This window comes from Streptomyces pseudoechinosporeus (assembly GCF_054783935.1).
The window spans coordinates 100,445-119,295 of the sequence record NZ_BAAGPS010000010.1 but is presented as its reverse complement, the minus strand read 5'-3'; the positions used below and the strand labels follow the sequence as shown (position 1 = coordinate 119,295).

Sequence of the window (18,851 nt, the reverse complement as noted above, 5' to 3'; positions counted from 1 at the left end):
GCGGGTCGTGTCGTAGCCGTGGCGGTAATCCCATTCCCGGGACGATTCCTCAGCGGCGAACCCCAGTCCGCGCTCGGCCACCTCCGAGCGGATCCCAGCGATGCGTTGACCGACGGTCGCGGAGCGTAGGAGAGGTTGCTCTCGACTTCCCGATGAACGCTTGGCGCCCGGGCGTGCGTCGGACGGCCTGCTGTTCTGGGACCGCGCCCGCGGGCCATGCCCTGAAGCTTCCCCAAGGCCGGGTAGTTAGCGTATTTCCGCTGGTGGCAAGGAGGTTGAGCGAGTTCTCGGGCTGCTGTAGGTGGCGGGGCCGGTCTTGGCGATGAGTCCGTTTACGGCCCATCTATCGAGCTGTCGGTACATCGTGCCGAGGGTGATGTCGCCGAGGTGGCGGGCGAGGTCGTGGGTGTGCCACTGGCGGTCGGGTTCTGCATGAAGGAGGTCCAGGACGCGCTGTCGGCGCCGGTCGGCGGCCGGTGTGTGCCGATCGTCGTGCGAGACGGTGGGCAGGTCGGGATCGGGTTCGAGGATGGTGACGTCGAGGTCGGTGGCCAGGCGGCTTGTGTCGGGACGACCGTCGTCTTGGCGTTCGGCGTACCGGGAGACCGGTGACCTGACTTTTCGGGTGCTGATGCGGGGGCGCCGGTGCGGGAGGAGCCCGGCCAGGACCCGGTTGCCGATGACGCCGGTGGTGCGGTTGCCCAGGGCGCCGGGCTTGATGACGTCGGCGGCCTGGACCACGAGGTCGCGGGCGGTCTGGATGGCTATGGTGAAGAGGCAGCGGTCCGGGTCGGTGCCCGGCCGGGACTCGGCGGCCTCCACCATCACGGTCCGAAGTGCCTGGTAGAGGGCGAGTAGGGCCCACATCTCCTGCTCGACCCCGACCGGGTCGCCTGAACGCAGGACCCGGCCGTCTGTGATCGTGTGACGCAGAGCAAAATACGCCGACTCGTGCTCCCACCGCTGGTGGTAAAGGGCAACGAGGGCCGGGGCGGGGTAACGGCGAGCATCGGTCAGCGTCGTGACCAGCCGGTAGGAGTTGGTGAACGAGCAGTCGTCATAGGCCACGGTGATCTGCGCTTCCACGACGCGTACCGGGACGGTGCCGATGACCGATAGGTAGGAGCCATCGGTGAGTCGGCTCAGGACCGGAGTGCGTCGGTTGGCGCGCAGCCGGCCCAGGAAACTGGCTCCGGTGTCGTGCACGGCGGCGAGGAAGGCGTTGGCGTCGAAACCCTTGTCCCACAGGACCAGCATGCCGGGGCCCAGGTGGTGCAGGAGCCTGCGAGCGTAGGAGGTCTCCCCGTCGCTGGGAGTGCCGAACACGGCGCCGATCAGGGCACGGGTGCCGGTCTCCACCAGGGTCATCAGTTCCAGCATCGGATACCCCCCACGGCTGCCGGGTCCGAACCACTCCACGTTGCGCTCGGTATCGGGGAGCTTGATCGAGGTGCAGCCGTCGAAGGAGACCATCCGGAACGGCCCGAACCGCACTCCGGGAGTCACCGGCTGGGCGAGCGGGCCGACCAGGGTCTCGAACACGCGCTTCATCGGTTCTGCACCGAGCCGTCTGCGCAGGTCACGTAAGGCTTTCGCAGTTGGCTCCGCGACCTCGATCCCGACGCCCGTAAGGGCTGCGGTCAGCTTGTGCCAGACCAGCCGGTAGCCGACCTCCGGGAACAGGCACATCGCGAGAAGGAAGTAGACCCCAACCCGCGAGGGCAGATCCCGTAACCGGCGCTGCACGCAACGGGTTTCATCCAGAACGGCATGGACGAGGTCGAACGGTATGACCTGCGTCAACTCGCCCAGATGACCGGGCGCGAACCGGCCCTCGGCCACGATGAACTCACGGGTGACCCTCGCCAGACCGGGTGGCAGGACACAATGACGCGTGGGCAACGGGGCTCCTCAACGGCCGGAAGTCTTGGCGGACTACCTGACCAACGCGGCCCCGTTGCCCGCGTTCCTACCCGACACCGAACTCCCTTGCCACCAGCGGAAATACGCTAACTACCCGGCCTTGGAAGCTTCCCCGTGATCTTGGACACTTGATGCTTACGCCGTGAAGGCCTGCTCTTGCTCGTGCCGCTGCCGGGTCTCCAACGGGGTGAGGTAGCCCCAGCGTGGATGGCGGCGTAGGCGCCGTCGGTTGTAGAAGGTCTCGACGAAAGCGAAGATGTCCGCGCGGGCGCTGGACCGGTTTGGCCAGCGGCGGGTTCCGATCTCCTCCTTCAGCAGTGCGAAGAACGACTCGGCGGCGGCGTTGATTCCCAGGGAGGCGAGACGGTGGTGTGGCCCGGAATCGAGACGAGACAGAGCAAGCCCGGCGAGAGGAAGGCGCGGAGGGCCGAGACGAGACGGGTTCAGAGCGGCAAGGGGCGAACGAGAGCGGTCGAGAGTCGGTAGGAGATGGTGATCGGGTGAGGCTGCCTCTACCGTCGCAGGGCGATCAGTCTCGGTCCGATGGGGTGACGGCGGAGGAGGTGATGTGGGAGCACTTCCAGCGGCAGTTGGCCTCGGGGCGTATGCCCAGTGGCGCGGAGTTGGACAGGGTGGCGGGCACGAACAGTTACGGTCGCGCGGTGCTGGCCCGCTGGCGTCGCGTCGGCCGGATCCCGGACACGGTGGACCGGGCGCATGTGAACGGAAGTCGCGATCATTCGTGAGAACCACATGAGTTCCTGGGTGGGCACTGTCGGCGAGGTGGCACCTTCGCCGTGCACGGCTACCCGATCAGCGACAGCGCCAGCACCTTCATCGTGGAGACGGACGAGGAGTCCTGGCGGCGCGCCGGGCTCGACGAGTTCGACACCGCGCAGCCGCCCGGCCCGAGCGACGACAAGAGCAAGCAGTACCTGGAGAAGCTCTTCGCCGAGCAGATCGACGGCCACGAACTGCTGGTCAACAACTCGCGCTGGGGCAACTTCCGCACTCTGCGCACCCACCGCTGGCACAGCGGCAACGTGGTCCTCCTCGGCGACGCCGCGCACACCGCGCACTTCTCCGTCGGCTCCGGCACCAAGATGGCCTTGGAGGACGCCGTCGCCCTCGCCGACAGCCTCCTCGCCCACCGTCACGACCTCGCGAGCGCCCTGGACGCGTACGAGGCGGCCCGGCGGCCCTCGGTGGCGAAGATCCAGGGCGCCGCTCGGCCGAGCCTGTCGTGGTGGGAGCACTTCGGGCGCTACCACGACGCGTTCGAACCGACGCGGTTCGCCTTCCACTTCATCTCCCGCAGCATCGGCAAGGAACGGATCGCGCGCCGCGACCCCGGCTTCGTCGAGCAGGTCGTACAGGACTGGCGGGCGGCGCACGAGGGGCTCGATCCCCTGGACACGCCGTTCCGGGAGTTCGGCGGACGGCGGCTGACCGCGGACGACCTCGCGGCGTTGCGCTCCGAGGGATGCCTGTGGTTCACCGCACCGCAGGGCGAGGACCAACTACCGCAGGCCTACGACCGGTTGGCCGACGCCCTGAGTGATGCCATACCCCCGGAACTGGTCGCCGTACAGGGCGGAACCGCGCTCACCCGGTCGCTGCTGGCGGAACAGGCCCGGCTGGTGCACGGCGTACCCGCGCTGATCGTGGAGGACGTGATGGACGACGACCGGGCCGAGACGCTGCTGCTGTCCGGGCGCGCCGACCTGGTGGCGGGGGAGCGGGTATGACCACGAACCTGACCCCGCTCTTCGCGCCCGAGGGCGTGGTGGTGATCGGCGCCTCACGGCAGAGCGGCAAGCTGGGCGCCGCCATGGCCCGCTCGCTGGCCTCCTTCCCGGGCGCCCGTGCCCTGGTCAACGCGCGGCGCCCGGAACCCGACGAGGGCGTGTACGCCTCGGTCGCGGAAGCCGCCGTGCACACCGACGCACGGCTCGACCTGGCCGTGCTCTGCGTACCGGCGGCCGGCTGCGCCCAGGCACTGGCCGAGGCGGCCGCCGCGGGCTGCCGTGCGGCGCTGGTCTGCGCGGGCGGCTTCGGCGAGGCGGGCCCGGAGGGCGAGCAGTACGCGGAGGCACTGCGTCGCGTTGCCCAGGACACGGGGATCCGGCTGCTCGGTCCCAACACCTCCGGCTTCTTCGCCCCCCACCTCGGGCTGACGGCCAGCTTCGTGCCCGCGGCCGGGCAGCTGCCGGCCGGGGACATCGCGGTCGTCGCGGCCAGCGGCGGCGTCAACCACGCGCTCTCCTTCGACCTGGTCGCCGCCGGCAACGGGATCAGCGTCGGCGTCGGCATCGGGGCCGGCCTCGACGTCACCGCCGCGGACGTCCTGGAGCACCTCGCGGGGGACGGCCGTACGACGGCCGTCGCACTGCACCTGGAGACGGTTCCGGACGGGCCACGGCTGGTCGAGGCCGTACGCCTGGTGGCGTCCGTCAAGCCGGTCGTGGCGCTCGTCGTCGGCCGCAGCGACGTCGGTGACTTCGCCCGCTCGCACACCGGGGCGCTCGCCACCTCCTGGCGTACGACGCGGGCCGCGCTGCGGCAGGCCGGGGCGGTGGTCGTGGACGACGAACGGGAGATGGTGGACGCACTCACCGCGCTCTCCCGCATCCAGCTGCGTCCCCACCCGGACCCGGGGCTCGGCATCGTGACCGCCCAGGCGGGGCCGGGGCTGCTGCTGGCGGACCGGGCGGGCACCGACGGCGTACGGATGCCTGAGCTGGCCGAGACCACGCAGCGCACGCTGAGTGAGCTGCTGCCCCCGCTCACCTACCAGCGCAACCCGGTCGACACCGGCCGGCCCGCCGAGACCTTTGCCCGTGTCCTCGCCGCCACGGCCGCCGATCCGGCAGTGGACCTGCTCGCCGTCTACGCCCTGACCGAGCCCGACAGCGTCGACCTCGCCTCGGCCGCGCAGGACGCCGGCCTCGGTGCGGACTCCCCGGCCGTGGTGGTCGTCGGCGGTCTCCCCGAGGACGTCGCCGAACAGCGGGCGCGGCTGCACAAGGCGGGGATTCCGGCGCTCACCGGACCGGCCTCCGCCGCCAATGCCGTACGGGCGCTGGTGACGCACGCCCGGCAGCGGGCCGCGCGGGCCGACGGGCCTCTGCGGGAGACGGCTGCCTCCGTGCCGTCCGGCCCGCTGGACGAGGACGCCGCCAAGTCGTTCCTCGCTTCCCTCGGGATCCGCACCCCGGACCGCGTCGCCTGCGACTCCCGCGCCGACGCCCACTACGCCCTGCGCCTGCTGGGCGGGCCCGTCGCGGTCAAGGTGCTCGACGCCGCGATCCTCCACAAGACGGAGATCGGCGGAGTCCACCTGGGTGTCCGCACCCCCGGCGAACTCGACGCGGCCCTGGACGCCATCGGCCCCGACCACCGCTACCTGGTCGAGGCGATGGCCCCGGCCGGCGTCGACCTCGTGCTCGGCGTGCGACGGGACCCCGTCTTCGGGCCGGTCGTCCTCGCCGGTCTTGGCGGTACGGCCGCCGAGGCGCTCACCGACGTGGCGATCCGGCTCGCCCCGCTGTCCGTCGCCGAGGCCGCCGGGATGCCCGACGATCTGGCCGCCCGCCCTCTGCTCGACGGCTGGCGCGGCGGGCCGATGCTCGACCGCGCCCAGTTCGGGCGGGTCGTCTCATCGCTCGCCGGCGCTCTGGTCGCCAACCCCGACACCGCCGAGATCGAGATCAACCCGCTGCGGCTCACCGCCGACGGGCTGATCGCACTGGACGCCGTGATCCTCCCCACCGCCCCACTCGCATGGGACGGCTGAGGGGAACAACCATGCCCAGGCAGAGCAGCAAAGGCGCTGTGCCCTGGCCCGGGGAGTACGCCAGGCGCTACGCCGACAAGGGCTGCTGGGAGGGTCACGCGATCGGCAGCGGGCTCCACGCCGTCGCAAACGCCGCTTCCGACGCGGTCGCGCTCGTCGACGGCGAGCACCGACTGACCTACCGTCAACTCGCCGAGCGCGCCCACTCCCTTGTCGTGGCCCGGTCCGGTCTCAGGGGTCGCGGACCGCGTCCGTCACCCGGTCGAGCAGCCTCTTCAGTTGAGTGGCATCGTCCGGGCCCAGGGTGGTGGTGACCTTCCGCTCGATCTGGGTGATCACGGTGTCTGCCGCAACTGGTAGTGCACCACCGCCGGCCCCCGAGCGCGCAGCCGCTGCTCGTTGAGCGCCTGCACTGCCACCGCTGCCCGGCGCGGTGCCCAGGCGGTCCGGTCGAGCGTGTCGGCGGCCACGGCTTCCTCGTCACTGCCTGCCACCCAAGGAGGATACGCCGCTTCATAACTATCAAATACTTGGCATCCACAAAGCGCTTGAAGTAGGCTGGTCGCATGTCTCGCACTCTCGCTCTCGTCACCGGCGCCTCCTCCGGGATCGGCGCCGCCTACGCCCGCCTCCTCGCGCCGGACCACGACCTCATCCTGGTGGCCCGTCGCGCGGACCGGCTCAACGACCTGGCCGGCCGGCTTCGCGCAGTCGGTGCCGGGGTGGAGGTCCTGGTCGCCGATCTCTCCTCGCACGACGGACTCGCCGCGGTGACCGGCCGACTGGCCGCCGGAGACGTCCGGCTGCTGATCAGCAACGCCGGAGTCGGCGGCTATGCCCCGCTCACAGATGTCGCCCCGGACGAGGTCAACCGGCTGCTCACCCTCAACGCCGTCGCCCCGATCCAACTGGCACGCGCCGCCCTGCCCGGCATGCTCGCCGCCGACGAGGGAGCCGTCGTCACCGTGGCCTCGCTGCTGGCGTTCAGCAGCGGCTGGGACGACCCGCGCATGCCGCGCCGCACCCTGTACGCGGCCGCCAAGGCCAGCACCGTCGCCTTCACCCGCACTCTGGCGGGCGAACTCGCGGACACCGCGGTGCGCGCACTGGTGGTGTGTCCCGGCATCGTGGCCACGGAATGGAACGGGGGCTCCGGCCATGGCATCCCCTCGGCGATGTCCCCGGAGGACGTGGCCTCGGCGAGCCTGGCGAGCCTGCGGCTGGGCGAGACCGTCTGCGTCCCGGGCCTGGAGGACCAGGACGCCGGGCTGAAGGCCCTGCTGGACGCGGAGAGCGCCGTGATGAACGGCGGCGGCCGCCCGTCCCTCGCAACGCGGTACCAGCGGTAGGCACAGTCCTGAGGAGGCGACACATCGCACCCGTCGTCGACTTCCGTTCCCACATCCTCGAGGCGGAAGTGGCCCGGCAGGCCCAGTCCGCGCCCACGCCCCGCATCGCGGCCTGCCACATGTGCTGGTGGGTGTTGACGAAGCCGGGCAGTAGCAGGGCTCCGGCGGCGTCGATGACGGTGGCGTCCGCGGGCGCGGACAGCCGTTGGCCGAGCGCCTCGATGTCCGGTGCCGCGGACCAGGACGTCGGTGTCGGGCAGTACCCGCGGCGGGGGTCCATGGTGACCACGGTCGTCCGGCGGAAGAGGACGGGCCGGCCGGGTGCGAACGTCACCGGCGCGGCCGCCGGTACCGGGGATGCCGTCGCGGTCGGGGAGGCCGCCCGCAGGCCGACGCCCACTCCCACGGCCGTGGCGCCGAGCGCGCCGGCAGCACCGGCGAGTACCCGTCGGCGGCCGAACGTCCTCGCCCTGTGACCAGCCGGTTCCGGGGACGTTGAGCCGGCCTACGACTCGGGCTGGGTCATGTCTGTGTTCTTGTTCATCATGTTCGCTGTCTCTTGTTTCTGGTCCTTCTGGTGACCTGGGTTGTTCTCGGTCCGTGTCGCAGACGTCCGGTCATCGGTCGTAGGCGAGGCGGGCCTGGCGGGGCACCGGGCCGAAGGCACCGGCGTGGAAGTCGGTGAACGCCTTGGTGATCTCCACCTTGCTGTTCATCACGAACGGGCCGCCGACGGCGACGGGTTCGCGCAGTGGAGTGCCGCTGTAGACCATGACGCGGGCGGGCTGTTCGGGGTCGACGGCCGCCAGGTGCAGCGAGGTGGCCGCCGGAGCACCGCCGTCATCCCCGCTCCTCCTCGTGACGGGGTCGGACCAGCCGGTCTGCCCCGCGTCCAATTCCCGGCCGCCGATCAGCAGGCGCCCGTTCATGACGTGGGCGAACAGCCGGTGTTCGGCGGGGACTTGCAGATCGTAGAAGGCATCGGGGTCGAGCGTGGCGACGACGCCCTGCACCGGGTGACGGGTGTCGGTCGCGCCGGTGACGCCGCCGACGGTGCCGGCGTGGACGTCGATCGTCACACCCGGCGCGTGCACGCGTGGCATGGCGGCCTTGGTCAGGTCCTGGTAGCGCGCCGACGTCAGCTTCTTCTCGGCGGGCAGATTGAGCCACATCTGCAGCACGTGCGCGTGCTCGTCGCAGTAGGCGAGCTCACGGTGGATGATGCCGCGCCCGGCGGTCATCCACTGCACCTCACCGGCCTGCAGCGCCCCGGCGTGGCCGAGGTTGTCGCCGTGTTCCAGGACGCCGTCCACGACGGTGGTGACGGTCTCCAGGCCGCGGTGGGGGTGCCACTCGAAGCCGGGGGTGGAGAACCAGTCCTCGACCAGGGCGAGGAAGGGGTCGGTCAGGGCCGGGTCGGTCGGCACGAAGACGAGTGCCTTGTCGTCGACCTGCGCGTCGGGGCCCAGCTGCTGCTTGGTGATGCGGGTCAGCGTGCGCTCACCCGTCAACTGTGCGGTCATGGTTGCTCCGTGATGCCGATGCCCGGCTGTCGAAAGGAGACGGGGTGATGAAGGGGGGATGGACAGGGATCAGGCGACGTGCAGGGTGATCTTGCCGCGCGTGTGGCGGGTCGCGAGGGCTTGGAGCGCCGTGGCCGCGTCCGCCGGCGCGTAGGTCCGTCCGACGGGAATCCTGATCGTGCCATCGGCGGGATGCCGCGCCGCGAGCCCGAGGATCTCGGGGCACGGCCCGTGCACGACGTTGGTGCGGTCTGGGCCATGACCTGCGGCGTAGGTCGGCGAGGCGATACGGCCGCCGTCCTTGACGACTCCCGCGAACGGCGTGATCTCGTACGCGGTCACGACGTCGACGAGCGCGTCCACCCCGCCGGGGTGTTTTCTGCGTACAGCGGCGACGAGGTCACCCCCGCGCGGGAGCACGTCGCTCGCGCCCAGGGCGCGCAGGTACTCCTCGTCCTCGGGCAGTCCCGGCGCCAGGACGGTCGCACCGGCCGCCCGGGCGAGTTGTACGGCGATGCCGCCGATCCCGCCGGTCGCACCCACAACAAGGACGGTGTCGCCGGGTGCCAGGTCCAGCGCGTCGACCGTCATGAGCGCCGTACTGGCCGTCAGCGCGGCCGCACCGGCGGTCGCGGTGTCGATTTGGGCGGGCTTGCGGGTCAGCGTGTGCCCGCCGGTCACGACGAGCTCGGCCCAGGCCCCGTCGCGAACGGTCTCCGCCATGGGTACGGCCCCGAAGACCTCGTCGCCGACCTCCACCTCGCTGATGTCTTCACCGACGGCCTCGACGATCCCGGCGAAGTCCCGGCCCAGTGTGATCGGCAGCTCGTGCGGGGCCACGTTGTTGAGGCCGCCGTGGGCGATGTCCGCGTCCAGCCAGTTCACTGACGACGCCTGGACGCGGACCAGTACCTGCCAGGGCCCCGTGGTCGGCTCCGGAACGTCCTCGCGCAGGACGGGCGGAGTGCCGAACGCGGTGACGGTGACGGCCTTCATGGCTGCTCCTCGCGTACAGGACCCGCCGAGCGGACCGGCGATCGTGCATGACACATCAGGAGCATATATGACGCATCATGCATTTCGCTGGACTGGTCCGGTGATCAGAGAGGGGGCGGGGACGCCCCCAACCCTGTTCAGAACATGGTGTTGTCGTTCGCCGACGTCTCCGGCACGGCCTGGATCACGTCCCAGTGCTCGACGATCTTCCCGTGCCGCACCCGGAACAGATCCACAATCGCCTGACCCCGCGCACCCGGCGCTTCCACAAAGTGCTGGTGGACCGCGACCAGGTCGCCCTGCGCGATCACCCGCTTCCGGGAGACCTCCAGCTGCGGGAGGGCCTCGAAGAGTCCGCCGAGTCCCGCCTTCGCGCCCTCCACGCCGTCGGGGACGTTCGGGTTGTGCTGGTGGTACTCGGGGCCGTAGTAGCGGTCGATCGCCGACAGGTCCTTGTGGACCATGAGTTCGTCGAAGGCCTTGGTGACCAGCTTCTTGTTGTACTCGGTGAGCCACGCCGGCCCCGGCTGCTCAGTGCGCGGCCAACTCTCCGTCGAGAACATGTCGTTGCCGTTCACGGAAGTCTCGGGCACGTTCTGCCCGACGTCCCAGTGCTCGGCGATCTTCCCGCCCTGGAACCGGAAGATGTCGAAGACCGCCGCGCCCCGTTCGCCCGGCGTCATGACGACGTTCGAGTGGACGAGCACCAGGTCACCCTCGGATATCACCCGCTTGATGTCGTACTTGGCGTCCGGGAACCGCTGGTGGAGGACCGTACCGAGCTTCTTCAGCGCCTCGGCACCGTCGGGCGCGAGCGGGTTGTGCTGGATGTAGTCCGGGCGGACGTAGCGATCGACGACCTTGGTGTCGCCCCGCTCGAACGGGCCCTTGAGGACGCGTACGGTGACGGCCTTCTGGTGGCTGAGGCGGGCGGAGTCGCCGTAACCGGAGTGCCCGGCGGAAGCGGCGGACGGCGCCGCGACAGCGGGTATGCCGACGGCGCCCAGCAGGGCGGCGGAGGCCACGAAAGCGACGAGTGCCCTGCGGGCAGGGGCGGTGGGGGGGGCGGTGTGCTCTCCTCGAGAAGTTAGGCAAGAAGATGCGGCAGAGATTGAAAGCTCAACCTCACACCTTCTGAAGGAAAGCACTGACTCCTGGCTAGCGCAACGGGGTCGCCGTGTCGCGCAGTTCCCCACACCCCTGAGCTCGGCCCGACCTTCCCGATCCGGCGTCCGCGCTGCGGATCTGGGTCGCCGCCCTCTACGTGTGGCGAACGTCGACACCCTCGGCCCACCCGCGACCCAGTGCGTCCGGTCCCTCCTGGCTCGCCACGACGCTGACACGGCTGTCCTCGCCGCCCGCCGCACGTCGACGATCGCCGACAGCATCGCCGAGTACCGCTGACTTGACCGCAGCGGTGACCTACGGCTCCCGGACCGCCTCGACCACCTGCCCGAGCAAGGCGGTGAGGTGCGCAGCGCCGTCCGAGCCCAGCCGCTCGACGACGCGGCGCTCGATGTCCGCGACGACGCGACTGGCGGAGCCGAAAGCCTCACGGCCGGCGTCGGTGAGGTGGAGCTCCTGCACATGGCGGTGCAGCGCGTGCTGCCGACGCTCCAGCTGGCCGCGCCCCTCCAGTCGCGCCACCAGCGATGCCACGGCCTGAGGGGTGACGTTCAGGCGGCGGGCGGCCTCCGCGCCTGTGAGACCGGGTTCGTCATGGATGCAGAACAGCAGGGAGTAGTGCGCGGGCGCCATGTCCAGGGTGCGCAGCCGCTGTCCCTTGAGCGCCTGCACGGCGAGTTCCGCCCTCCGCAGGGCCCAGATCGCTCTGACACCGCCACCAGGCGTCTTCTCGTCTTCCGTGGTCACGCGAGCAGGATACGGGAATTCACGTGTATCAATCACTTGCTATCAAACGCTTGATTCTTGGCAGGCGCCTGGTTAAAGCTGGGCGCATGTCCCGAACTCTTGCTCTGATCACTGGGGCCTCGTCCGGCATTGGCGCTGCCTATGCCCGGCTCCTGGCGTCCGACTGCGACTTCGTCCTGGTGGCCCGGCGGGTGGACCGGCTGAACGAGCTGGCCGCCGAACTGCGCGAAGCAGGTGCCGCCGTCGACGTTCTGCCCGCCGACCTCAGCACGCACGACGGCCTCGACGCCGTGACCCACCGCCTGGCCACCGGAGACGTCCGGCTGCTGATCTGCAACGCCGGAGTCGGCGGCTTCGCGCCGCTCACCGACATCGATGCCGTCGAGATCGACCGTCTCCTCACACTCAACGCCGTCGGCCCCATGCGTCTGGTGCGGGCCGCCCTGCCCGGGATGCTGGCCGCCGGTGAGGGCACCGTCATCACCCTTGCCTCCCTGCTGGCCTTCAGCGCCGGTCAGGAGATGCCGATTCCGCGCACCTTGTACGCGGGCGCGAAGGCCGCCACGGTCGCCTTCACGCGGACGCTCACCCACGAACTCGCCGGCACCGGCGTCCATGCCCAGGTGGTGTGCCCGGGGGTGGTGGCGACGGAGTTCCACGGCGGCTACGGCCAGGGCTACCCTGCCGCCATGACGGCCGAGGGTGTGGCGCATGCCAGTCTCGCCGGCGTCCGCCTGGGGGAGTCCGTCTGCGTCCCTGGTCTGGAGGACCAGGCTGCCGCGCTCGACGCCCTCCTGACCGGCGAATCCGCCTTTCTGACCGGCAACCATTCTTCCCCGGCCGCCCGTTACGGGCACCTGCCCGTCGCCTGAGCAGCAGCCCCCGCACCGCCCTTGCCGCGACAGCCGAGGCGGAGGCGGGCGCACACGCGAGACCGCGGGTCGGCGTCCGGCTCGGGGGCGGGGCGAGGGTGCGGCAGGAGACGCCCCGTACGCCCCGCCCCGCCAGGTTCGCGCCGATCAGCAGGACCATCCGTACCCCGCACCGAGGAGTGGGCATGTCCACCGAACTTCCCGACTCAGCCGTGTCTCCCCCCGCCGAGTCCGGCTCGGCACCGACCCGGCGTACGTTCATCGCGACGACCACGGTGGTCGGAGGGGCCGCCCTGGCCGGCGGCCTGGTCGCCGCGCCCCTGCCCGGCTCCGGGGAAGCGGCTGCCGCCGAGGCGCCGCCCGGCAGCCGCGTTTCCCTGACGGTCAACGGCAAGCGGCACACCGTCACGATCGACAACCGCACCTCGCTCCTCGACCTGCTGCGCGAGCACCTGGACCTGACCGGTTCGAAGAAGGGCTGCAACGCCGGGGCCTGCGGCGCCTGTACCGTCCTCGTCGACGGGCGCCGCGTCAACTCCTGCCTGACCCTGGCGGTCCGGTTGGACGGCGCCGAGGTCACCACCATCGAGGGCCTGGCCAAGGGGGACCGGCTGCACCCGCTGCAGCAGGCGTTCATCGACCAGGACGCCTTCCAGTGCGGCTACTGCACCCCGGGTCAGATCATGTCCGGTGTCGCCTGCGTCCAGGAGGGCCACGCCGGCTCGGCGGAGGAGATCCGGGAGTGGATGAGCGGCAACCTGTGCCGCTGCGGCTGCTACGTGAAAATCGAGCGCGCGGTCCACCAGACCGCGGGCCGGAAGTGAGGGCCGATTCCCATGCATCCCTTCACCTACACCAAGGCCGCGGACACGCGCGAAGCCCTCAATGCCGGTCGGCGCGGCGGGCGTTACATCGCCGGCGGCACCACCCTGGTCGACCTGATGCGGGAGACCGTCGAACACCCCGGCTCGCTGGTCGACATCAGCGCCCTGCCCCTGCGCTCGGTCACCGCCACCAAGGGCGGAGGCCTGCGCATCGGCGCCCTGGTGACCATGGCCGCGGCCGCCGCCCACCCCAAGGTCCATGCCCTGTACCCCGTCGTCTCGCAGGCGCTGGAACTGAGCGCGTCGCCCCAACTGCGCAACATGGCCACCATCGGCGGCAACATCATGCAGCGCACCCGGTGCACGTACTTCCGTGACGTGACCGCCCCTTGCAACAAACGCGAGCCCGGCTCCGGATGCGCCGCGTTGCACGGCTACAACCGCAGCCACGCGATCCTGGGCACCTCCGACGACTGCGTGGCCACCCACCCCTCGGACGCCGCCGTCGCCTTCGCGGCGCTGGAGGCGACCGTCCACCTGCTCGGCCCGGCGGGGGAGCGGACCGTGCCCTTCGCCGACTTCCACCTCAAGCCGGGCAGCACGCCCCACCATGAACAGGCCCTGCGCCCGGGCGAGTTGATCACCGCAGTGGAGATCCCGCCCTACCCGCGCCCGCTGAAGTCCGGCTACCTGAAGGTACGCGACCGGCAGTCCTACGAGTTCGCGCTCACCTCCGCGGCCGTCGCCCTGCACCTCCGACACGGCGTGATCCGCGAAGCCAAAGTGGCCGCCGGAGGCGTGGGCACCGTCCCCTGGAAACTGCCCGCCGTCGAGCGGGAGCTCATCGGACACCGGCCGTCGGACGCCCTGTGGACCAAGGCCGCCGAGCGGGCGGCAGACGGGGCCCGGCCCCTCGAACACAACCGTTTCAAGGTCGAGTTGCTCAAACGGACCGTCGAGCGTCAACTGCGCGTCGTAGGAGGTGGCAAGTGAGCCCGCAGCCACAGGCAGCCGTCGGAGCGGCGGTCCCCCGAGTCGACGCCCGGCTGAGGGTCACCGGGCAGGCGAAGTACGCCGCCGACAACAACCCCGACGGGGTCGTGCACGCGGTCATCGTCGACAGCAGCGTCGGCCGCGGCCGCATCACCGGCATCGACACCCGCGCCGCCGAAGCCGAGAAGGGCGTGCTGAAGGTGATCAGCCACCTCAACGCGCCCGAACTCCCGCCCGTTGAAGGGCAATGGCCGCCGGGCAAGCCGCTGCAACCCTTCCAGGACGACCGCATCCGGTTCTTCGGACAGCCCGTCGCGGTCGTGGTGGCCACCACACTGGAGACCGCCCAGCACGCCGCGAGCCTGGTGAAGGTCTCCTACGACGCCCAGCATCCCGCCACCGATCTGGCCGCCGCCGACCCCGCCGACGAGCCCGAGACCTATGCGCGCGGCAACGCCGACGAAGCCCTGGACTCGGCCCCCGTCCGGCTGGAGATGACGTACCGCACGGCCCGCAACCACCACAACGCCATGGAAGCGGCCGGCCTCGTCGCCCGCTGGGACGGCGACAAGCTCACCCTCTGGGAGAAGAGCCAAGCGACGCAGTTCGCCGCTTTCGGTATGTCCGGCGCGCTCGGCATGCCACCGGACGACATCCACGTCATCTCCCCGTTCCTCGGCGGGGCCTTCGGCAACGCCTTCAGCACCTGGCCACATTCCGTCATCGCCGCCGTGGCCGCGCGCGAGGTGCAGCGCCCCGTCAAACTCGCCCTCACCCGCAGGCAGTTGTACTTCGGCGTGGGATACCGGCCCGCGTACGAGTACGAACTGAGCCTGGGCAGCAACCGCCGGGGGCGTCTCACGGCGTCGGCGCACGACGTGCGCGCCGAGACCTCCAGATACGAGACACACATCGAGGACGTGCTGGTCCCCGGCCGGATGCTCTACAGCACCCCCAACGTCCGCCAGGCGTACCGGCACGTACCGCTGGACGTGAACACACCGACGTGGATGCGCGGCCCCGGCTACGCCAGCGGTGCCTTCCCCGTCGAGTCGGCGATGGACGAGCTCGCCCACGAACTGGGACTCGACCCGATCGAGCTGCGGTTGCGCAACGAGCCCGCCGACGACGAGTCCACCAATCTGCCGTTCTCCACGCGCCGCCTGCGCGAGTGCTACCGCGTGGGCGCCCGCGAGTTCGGCTGGCAGCGGCGCAGGCCCAAGCCGCGCTCAAGGCGCGAGGGCGACTGGCTCATCGGTATGGGCATGGCCGCCGGCGTCTACGACACCCAGCGGTCCGAGTCCCGGACGTCCGTCCGGCTCGACGCCGACGGCACCGCCCTGCTCCAGGCCGCGACCGCCGACATGGGCGCCGGCACCGCCACGTCCATGACGCAGCTCGCCGCCGACGCCCTCGGCCTGCCCATGCGCCGGGTGACCTTCCGGCTCGGCGACTCCCGTCTGCCTCCGGCCGCCGGCCACTTCGGTTCGCAGACCATGGCCAGCGTCGGATCCTCCGTCCAGGACGGCTGCGACAAGCTGCGGCGGCAGGCGATCGAACTCGCCGTCGGGGACGAGGAGTCACCGCTGCACGGCGTCGACCCCGCCGGCATCGTCGTACGAGGAGGCCGACTGCACGTGAAGGACAACCCCGCGCGCGGGGAGACGTACCAGCGGCTCCTGGCCCGCAACAACCGCACCCACCTCGAAGCGATGGGCTCGTACGCCGGGGCGCCGGAATCGGCGAAGTTCTCCTTCTACGCCTACGCAGCGACCTTCGCCGAAGTCGCCGTCGACGCCCGCCTCGGCCTGGTACGGGTACGGCGCATGGTCGGCGTGTACGACGCCGGCCGGATCATCAGCCCGAGACTCGCCGACAGCCAGGCCCTCGGCGCCATGACCGGCGGCATCGGCCAGGCCCTCCTTGAACACACGGTCACCGACCACCGCGACGGCCGGATCGTCAACGCCAACCTCGCCGACTACCTCGTGCCCACCCACGCCGACATCCCCGAACTGAAAGCGATCTACATCGACGGAGAGGACTACGAAGCCGACCCCATCGGCGTGAAGGGGCTCGGTGAGATCGTGCTCGTCGGAGTGGCGCCCGCCATCGCCAACGCGGTCTTCAACGCCACCGGCCGCCGGATCCGCGAACTGCCGATCAAGCCCGAGGCCCTGCTCTGAACTCCCGGGTGGCCGCGTCGCCACCGGTCACCCGGGCTCCCCCCCAGCGTCCGGCGGTCGACGACGGTCCACCGCCGGGCACCAGGCCGCCGTCGCACCCTGTCCTGCCACAGTGCGGCGGCGGTCCTCAAGCCCCCACCCCCCCCGGAGCGAACGCCCATGCTCAACATCGCGGACACGCTGTACGACTGGTGCCGCGAGGCCCGTCCCTTCGCCCTCGCCACCGTCGTCGACGTCAGCGGCAGCGCACCCCTGCCACCCGGTACCGCCCTCGCCGTCGACACGGACGGCCACACGGTCGGCAGCATCTCCGGCGGCTGTGTGGAGGGAGCCGTCTACGAGCTGTGCGTCCAAGTGCTCAAGGACGGCGACAAGCCCACCCGCGCCCGGTTCGGCTACTCCGACGACGACGCCTTCGCCGTCGGCCTGACCTGTGGCGGCGAGATCGACGTCCTGGTGCAGCGGGTCGAGCCCGCCGCCGAGCCGCATCTCATCGACGCCCTCGACGCGGTCGTAGGGGGCCGGCCCGTCGCTGTGGCCCAGGTGGTGGACGGCCCGGACGACCTCCTCGGCCGCACCCTCCACGTCCCCGAGGGCACGGGTCCTCACCGCGGAACCGTGGGCGACACGAACGCGGACCAGGTTGTCGCAGCGCAGGCCCGCGCGCAGCTGAGGGCCGGCCGCACCCGCCGTGTCGAGGTGGGCGGCGACGCCGACACCTGCCCCGAGCGCCTGTCGGTCCTCGTCCACACCCACGCGTCCCGCCCCCGCCTGCTGATCTTCGGCGCGGTCGACTTCGCGGGCGCCCTCAGCCGGGCCGGGCAGTTCCTCGGCCACCACGTCACCGTCTGCGACGCCCGCCCCGTCTTCGCCACCCCGGCCCGCTTCCCGCACGCCGACGAGGTCGTCGCCGACTGGCCCCACCGCTACCTGGAGCGCACCGAGGTGGACGGGCGTACCGCGATCTGTGCCCTCACGCACGACGCCAAGTTCGACGTCCCTCTGCTCCGCCTGGCGCTGAGCCTGCCGGTCGGCTATGTCGGCGCGATGGGCTCACGCCGTACCCACGAGCACCGACTGCAACTCCTGCGCGAAGCCGGCGTACCCGCGGACCGGCTGGCCCGCCTGCACTCACCCATCGGCCTCGACCTCGGCGCCCACACCCCCGAGGAGACAGCGATCTCCATCACCGCCGAGATCATCGCCCACACCCACAACGGCACCGGCCTGCCCCTGTCCCGCGTCCCCGGCCCCATCCACCAATCCGTCCGGACGACGACGGGCCTGTGAGAAGAGGAGCCCCAGACATGGACCCCGTACGGAGCACCTCACCTCGAAGACTGACCGAGGCGGCATCGGGCGCGCCCCTCGTCGCGGCGGCGGGTGCGGTGCCGGCCGCCGCCGCCGCGGCACCGTCCGGCCGAGGGTTGCCGAAGGGCAACTGACGCATCGACACCCACGCGCACTACTTCCCCGACGTGTACTACGACTACCTGGAGCGCCACGGCCGCCTCGCCGACACCCTGGCCCACGTGGGCCCCTGGTCGCTGGATGCGCACCTGGCGTTCATGGACCGGTACCGGATCCAGGCGAGCGTCCTGTCGTTCGGCGACCTCCAGCTCACCCTCGGCACGGTCGACGACCGCCGCGTCACCGCCCGCGCGGTCAACGACTACGCCCACGACCTCGTGCGCACCCGTGGTGACCGGTTCGGGGTCTTCGCGGTCACCCCGATGCCGGACATCGAGGGCGCGGTGGCCGAGGTGGACCGCGCGCTCGGTGAGCTGGACCTCGACGGCATCTGTCTGCTCACCAACTACCAGGGCCGCTACCTGGGTGACCCCTCGTTGGCTTCGCTGTACGAGGTCCTCGACCACCACGGCGCCTATGTCTACGTCCACCCGACGGGTCCGGAGGTGAATCCGGCCCCGCAGCTCCGCTACGGCCCCGACATTCCGGCCCTGGACTTCGTCTACGAGTACACCTTCGACGCGACCCGCGCGATGACGAGCCTGATCTACAACGGTGTTCTGCGGGACCACCGGAACATCCGCTGGCACTTCACGCACTGCGGCGGGACGCTGCCGTTCCTGTCGTACCGGCTCGTGACGCTGCACGCGTTCTTCCCGCCGTTCGACTCCGTACTGCCCGAAGGCCCCCTCGACCACATCTCGCAGCTGTACTTCGACGACGCGCAGGCGTTCACCGCCGCCCAGTTGCTGCCACTGGCGTCGCTCGTGCCGGCCGACCACATCATGTTCGGCAGCGACTGGCCGGCCGTCCACAACCTCTTCGAGGCCGACAACGCGGAGAAGATGCCGTTCATCGAGGGACGTCTGCCGGACCCGCGGGCGGGCGACCCCGAACCACCCGTCGACGGCGTCTACAGCCCGCAGCAGAGGATCGCTCTCGAGCGGACCAACGCCCTCGCCCAGTTCCCGAAACTGCGCGCGCGCATACCCCGGCTGAGCCGTCACTGAACCACGACCGCACGCCGGGTCCTGTCACCGCGAACTG

20 protein-coding genes are annotated in these 18,851 nt (G+C 70.9%); 13 read left to right on the top strand and 7 right to left on the bottom strand.

From position 1 onward, the window contains the following. Positions 1 to 246: 246 nt before the first annotated feature. Both ACYVO6_RS15735 and ACYVO6_RS15730 read right to left on the bottom strand, forming a co-directional pair. Positions 247 to 1,902 (bottom strand): IS4 family transposase, encoded by a 1,656-nt coding sequence (locus ACYVO6_RS15735; RefSeq protein WP_461061593.1) that lies wholly within the window; start codon positions 1,900 to 1,902, stop codon positions 247 to 249. A gap of 156 nt (positions 1,903 to 2,058) precedes the next feature. Continuing rightward, positions 2,059 to 2,271 (bottom strand): IS3 family transposase, encoded by a 213-nt coding sequence (locus ACYVO6_RS15730; protein ID WP_461061888.1) that lies wholly within the window; start codon positions 2,269 to 2,271, stop codon positions 2,059 to 2,061. A gap of 200 nt (positions 2,272 to 2,471) precedes the next feature. On the opposite strand from ACYVO6_RS15730, the gene ACYVO6_RS15725 reads away from it, so the two are divergent. Genes ACYVO6_RS15725 through ACYVO6_RS15715 form a run of 3 tightly spaced genes read left to right on the top strand, consistent with a single transcriptional unit; the run spans position 2,472 to position 5,719 of the window. Beyond that, on the top strand, positions 2,472 to 2,669 hold the full coding sequence (locus ACYVO6_RS15725) for a hypothetical protein (protein ID WP_461061902.1): 198 nt from the start codon (positions 2,472 to 2,474) through the stop codon (positions 2,667 to 2,669). 51 nt (positions 2,670 to 2,720) lie between these two features. Then, positions 2,721 to 3,671, top strand: a complete 951-nt coding sequence (locus ACYVO6_RS15720) for an FAD-dependent monooxygenase (RefSeq protein ID WP_461061591.1) — start codon at positions 2,721 to 2,723, stop codon at positions 3,669 to 3,671. Further along, complete coding sequence (locus tag ACYVO6_RS15715; RefSeq protein WP_461061589.1) at positions 3,668 to 5,719, top strand: acetate--CoA ligase family protein; 2,052 nt, start codon at positions 3,668 to 3,670, stop codon at positions 5,717 to 5,719. Before ACYVO6_RS15720 ends, ACYVO6_RS15715 begins: the two co-directional genes overlap by 4 nt. Before the next feature lie 335 nt (positions 5,720 to 6,054). Here the strand turns inward: ACYVO6_RS15715 and ACYVO6_RS15710 are convergent, their stop codons facing one another. Next, complete coding sequence (locus tag ACYVO6_RS15710; RefSeq protein WP_461061587.1) at positions 6,055 to 6,213, bottom strand: hypothetical protein; 159 nt, start codon at positions 6,211 to 6,213, stop codon at positions 6,055 to 6,057. A 72-nt stretch (positions 6,214 to 6,285) separates the two neighbouring features. Here ACYVO6_RS15710 and ACYVO6_RS15705 point away from each other — a divergent pair, with 72 nt between their 5' ends. Both ACYVO6_RS15705 and ACYVO6_RS15700 read left to right on the top strand, forming a co-directional pair. Further along, on the top strand, positions 6,286 to 7,068 hold the full coding sequence (locus tag ACYVO6_RS15705) for an SDR family NAD(P)-dependent oxidoreductase (protein ID WP_461061585.1): 783 nt from the start codon (positions 6,286 to 6,288) through the stop codon (positions 7,066 to 7,068). Between the two features lie 68 nt (positions 7,069 to 7,136). Beyond that, positions 7,137 to 7,544: a hypothetical protein gene (locus ACYVO6_RS15700; protein ID WP_461061583.1), complete on the top strand. Its 408-nt coding sequence runs from the start codon at positions 7,137 to 7,139 to the stop codon at positions 7,542 to 7,544. 141 nt (positions 7,545 to 7,685) lie between these two features. Here ACYVO6_RS15700 and ACYVO6_RS15695 read toward each other — a convergent pair whose 3' ends face one another. The 3 genes from ACYVO6_RS15695 to ACYVO6_RS15685 form a co-directional block, all read right to left on the bottom strand. Continuing rightward, positions 7,686 to 8,591: a pirin family protein gene (locus ACYVO6_RS15695; protein ID WP_461061581.1), complete on the bottom strand. Its 906-nt coding sequence runs from the start codon at positions 8,589 to 8,591 to the stop codon at positions 7,686 to 7,688. A 69-nt stretch (positions 8,592 to 8,660) separates the two neighbouring features. Beyond that, positions 8,661 to 9,587, bottom strand: a complete 927-nt coding sequence (locus ACYVO6_RS15690; RefSeq protein WP_461061579.1) for an alcohol dehydrogenase catalytic domain-containing protein — start codon at positions 9,585 to 9,587, stop codon at positions 8,661 to 8,663. Between the two features lie 137 nt (positions 9,588 to 9,724). After that, positions 9,725 to 10,612 (bottom strand): nuclear transport factor 2 family protein, encoded by an 888-nt coding sequence (locus ACYVO6_RS15685; RefSeq protein WP_461061577.1) that lies wholly within the window; start codon positions 10,610 to 10,612, stop codon positions 9,725 to 9,727. Between the two features lie 241 nt (positions 10,613 to 10,853). On the opposite strand from ACYVO6_RS15685, the gene ACYVO6_RS15680 reads away from it, so the two are divergent. Continuing rightward, a complete protein-coding gene (locus tag ACYVO6_RS15680; protein ID WP_461061575.1) occupies positions 10,854 to 10,991 on the top strand; it encodes a hypothetical protein in 138 nt (45 codons plus the stop codon). Between the two features lie 18 nt (positions 10,992 to 11,009). On the opposite strand, the gene ACYVO6_RS15675 is transcribed toward ACYVO6_RS15680, so the two are convergent. Further along, entirely contained in the window at positions 11,010 to 11,459 is a 450-nt protein-coding gene (locus ACYVO6_RS15675) for a MarR family winged helix-turn-helix transcriptional regulator (RefSeq protein WP_461061573.1), read from the bottom strand. Positions 11,460 to 11,545: 86 nt separating this feature from the next. Between ACYVO6_RS15675 and ACYVO6_RS15670 the strand changes: the two genes are divergently transcribed. The 7 genes from ACYVO6_RS15670 (at position 11,546) to ACYVO6_RS15640 (ending at position 18,814) form a co-directional block, all read left to right on the top strand. After that, entirely contained in the window at positions 11,546 to 12,331 is a 786-nt protein-coding gene (locus ACYVO6_RS15670; protein ID WP_461061571.1) for an SDR family NAD(P)-dependent oxidoreductase, read from the top strand. Positions 12,332 to 12,516: 185 nt separating this feature from the next. Further along, positions 12,517 to 13,155, top strand: a complete 639-nt coding sequence (locus ACYVO6_RS15665; protein ID WP_461061569.1) for a (2Fe-2S)-binding protein — start codon at positions 12,517 to 12,519, stop codon at positions 13,153 to 13,155. A gap of 12 nt (positions 13,156 to 13,167) precedes the next feature. Beyond that, positions 13,168 to 14,148, top strand: coding sequence for an FAD binding domain-containing protein (locus ACYVO6_RS15660; RefSeq protein WP_461061567.1), 981 nt, complete (start codon positions 13,168 to 13,170; stop codon positions 14,146 to 14,148). Continuing rightward, the gene (locus ACYVO6_RS15655) at positions 14,145 to 16,334 is read left to right on the top strand and encodes a xanthine dehydrogenase family protein molybdopterin-binding subunit (RefSeq protein WP_461061565.1); all 2,190 of its coding nucleotides are present in this window, start codon (positions 14,145 to 14,147) and stop codon (positions 16,332 to 16,334) included. The genes ACYVO6_RS15660 and ACYVO6_RS15655 overlap by 4 nt, the downstream gene beginning before the upstream one ends. 159 nt (positions 16,335 to 16,493) lie before the next feature. Then, positions 16,494 to 17,624, top strand: coding sequence for an XdhC family protein (locus ACYVO6_RS15650; RefSeq protein ID WP_461061563.1), 1,131 nt, complete (start codon positions 16,494 to 16,496; stop codon positions 17,622 to 17,624). 17 nt (positions 17,625 to 17,641) lie between these two features. Continuing rightward, positions 17,642 to 17,779: a hypothetical protein gene (locus tag ACYVO6_RS15645; RefSeq protein WP_461061561.1), complete on the top strand. Its 138-nt coding sequence runs from the start codon at positions 17,642 to 17,644 to the stop codon at positions 17,777 to 17,779. A 3-nt stretch (positions 17,780 to 17,782) separates the two neighbouring features. Next, positions 17,783 to 18,814, top strand: a complete 1,032-nt coding sequence (locus tag ACYVO6_RS15640) for an amidohydrolase family protein (RefSeq protein WP_461061886.1) — start codon at positions 17,783 to 17,785, stop codon at positions 18,812 to 18,814. Positions 18,815 to 18,851: the final 37 nt, after the last annotated feature.

Excerpts from the sequence above, each read along its gene's own strand:
- ACYVO6_RS15715 (WP_461061589.1), top strand. The coding sequence starts at position 3,668 with ATGACCACGAACCTGACCCCGCTCTTCGCGCCCGAGGGCGTGGTGGTG.
- ACYVO6_RS15705 (WP_461061585.1), top strand. The coding sequence starts at position 6,286 with ATGTCTCGCACTCTCGCTCTCGTCACCGGCGCCTCCTCCGGGATCGGC.
- ACYVO6_RS15695 (WP_461061581.1), bottom strand. The coding sequence starts at position 8,591 with ATGACCGCACAGTTGACGGGTGAGCGCACGCTGACCCGCATCACCAAG.
- ACYVO6_RS15690 (WP_461061579.1), bottom strand. The coding sequence starts at position 9,587 with ATGAAGGCCGTCACCGTCACCGCGTTCGGCACTCCGCCCGTCCTGCGC.
- ACYVO6_RS15670 (WP_461061571.1), top strand. The coding sequence starts at position 11,546 with ATGTCCCGAACTCTTGCTCTGATCACTGGGGCCTCGTCCGGCATTGGC.
- ACYVO6_RS15665 (WP_461061569.1), top strand. The coding sequence starts at position 12,517 with ATGTCCACCGAACTTCCCGACTCAGCCGTGTCTCCCCCCGCCGAGTCC.
- ACYVO6_RS15660 (WP_461061567.1), top strand. The coding sequence starts at position 13,168 with ATGCATCCCTTCACCTACACCAAGGCCGCGGACACGCGCGAAGCCCTC.
- ACYVO6_RS15650 (WP_461061563.1), top strand. The coding sequence starts at position 16,494 with ATGCTCAACATCGCGGACACGCTGTACGACTGGTGCCGCGAGGCCCGT.
- ACYVO6_RS15645 (WP_461061561.1), top strand. The coding sequence starts at position 17,642 with ATGGACCCCGTACGGAGCACCTCACCTCGAAGACTGACCGAGGCGGCA.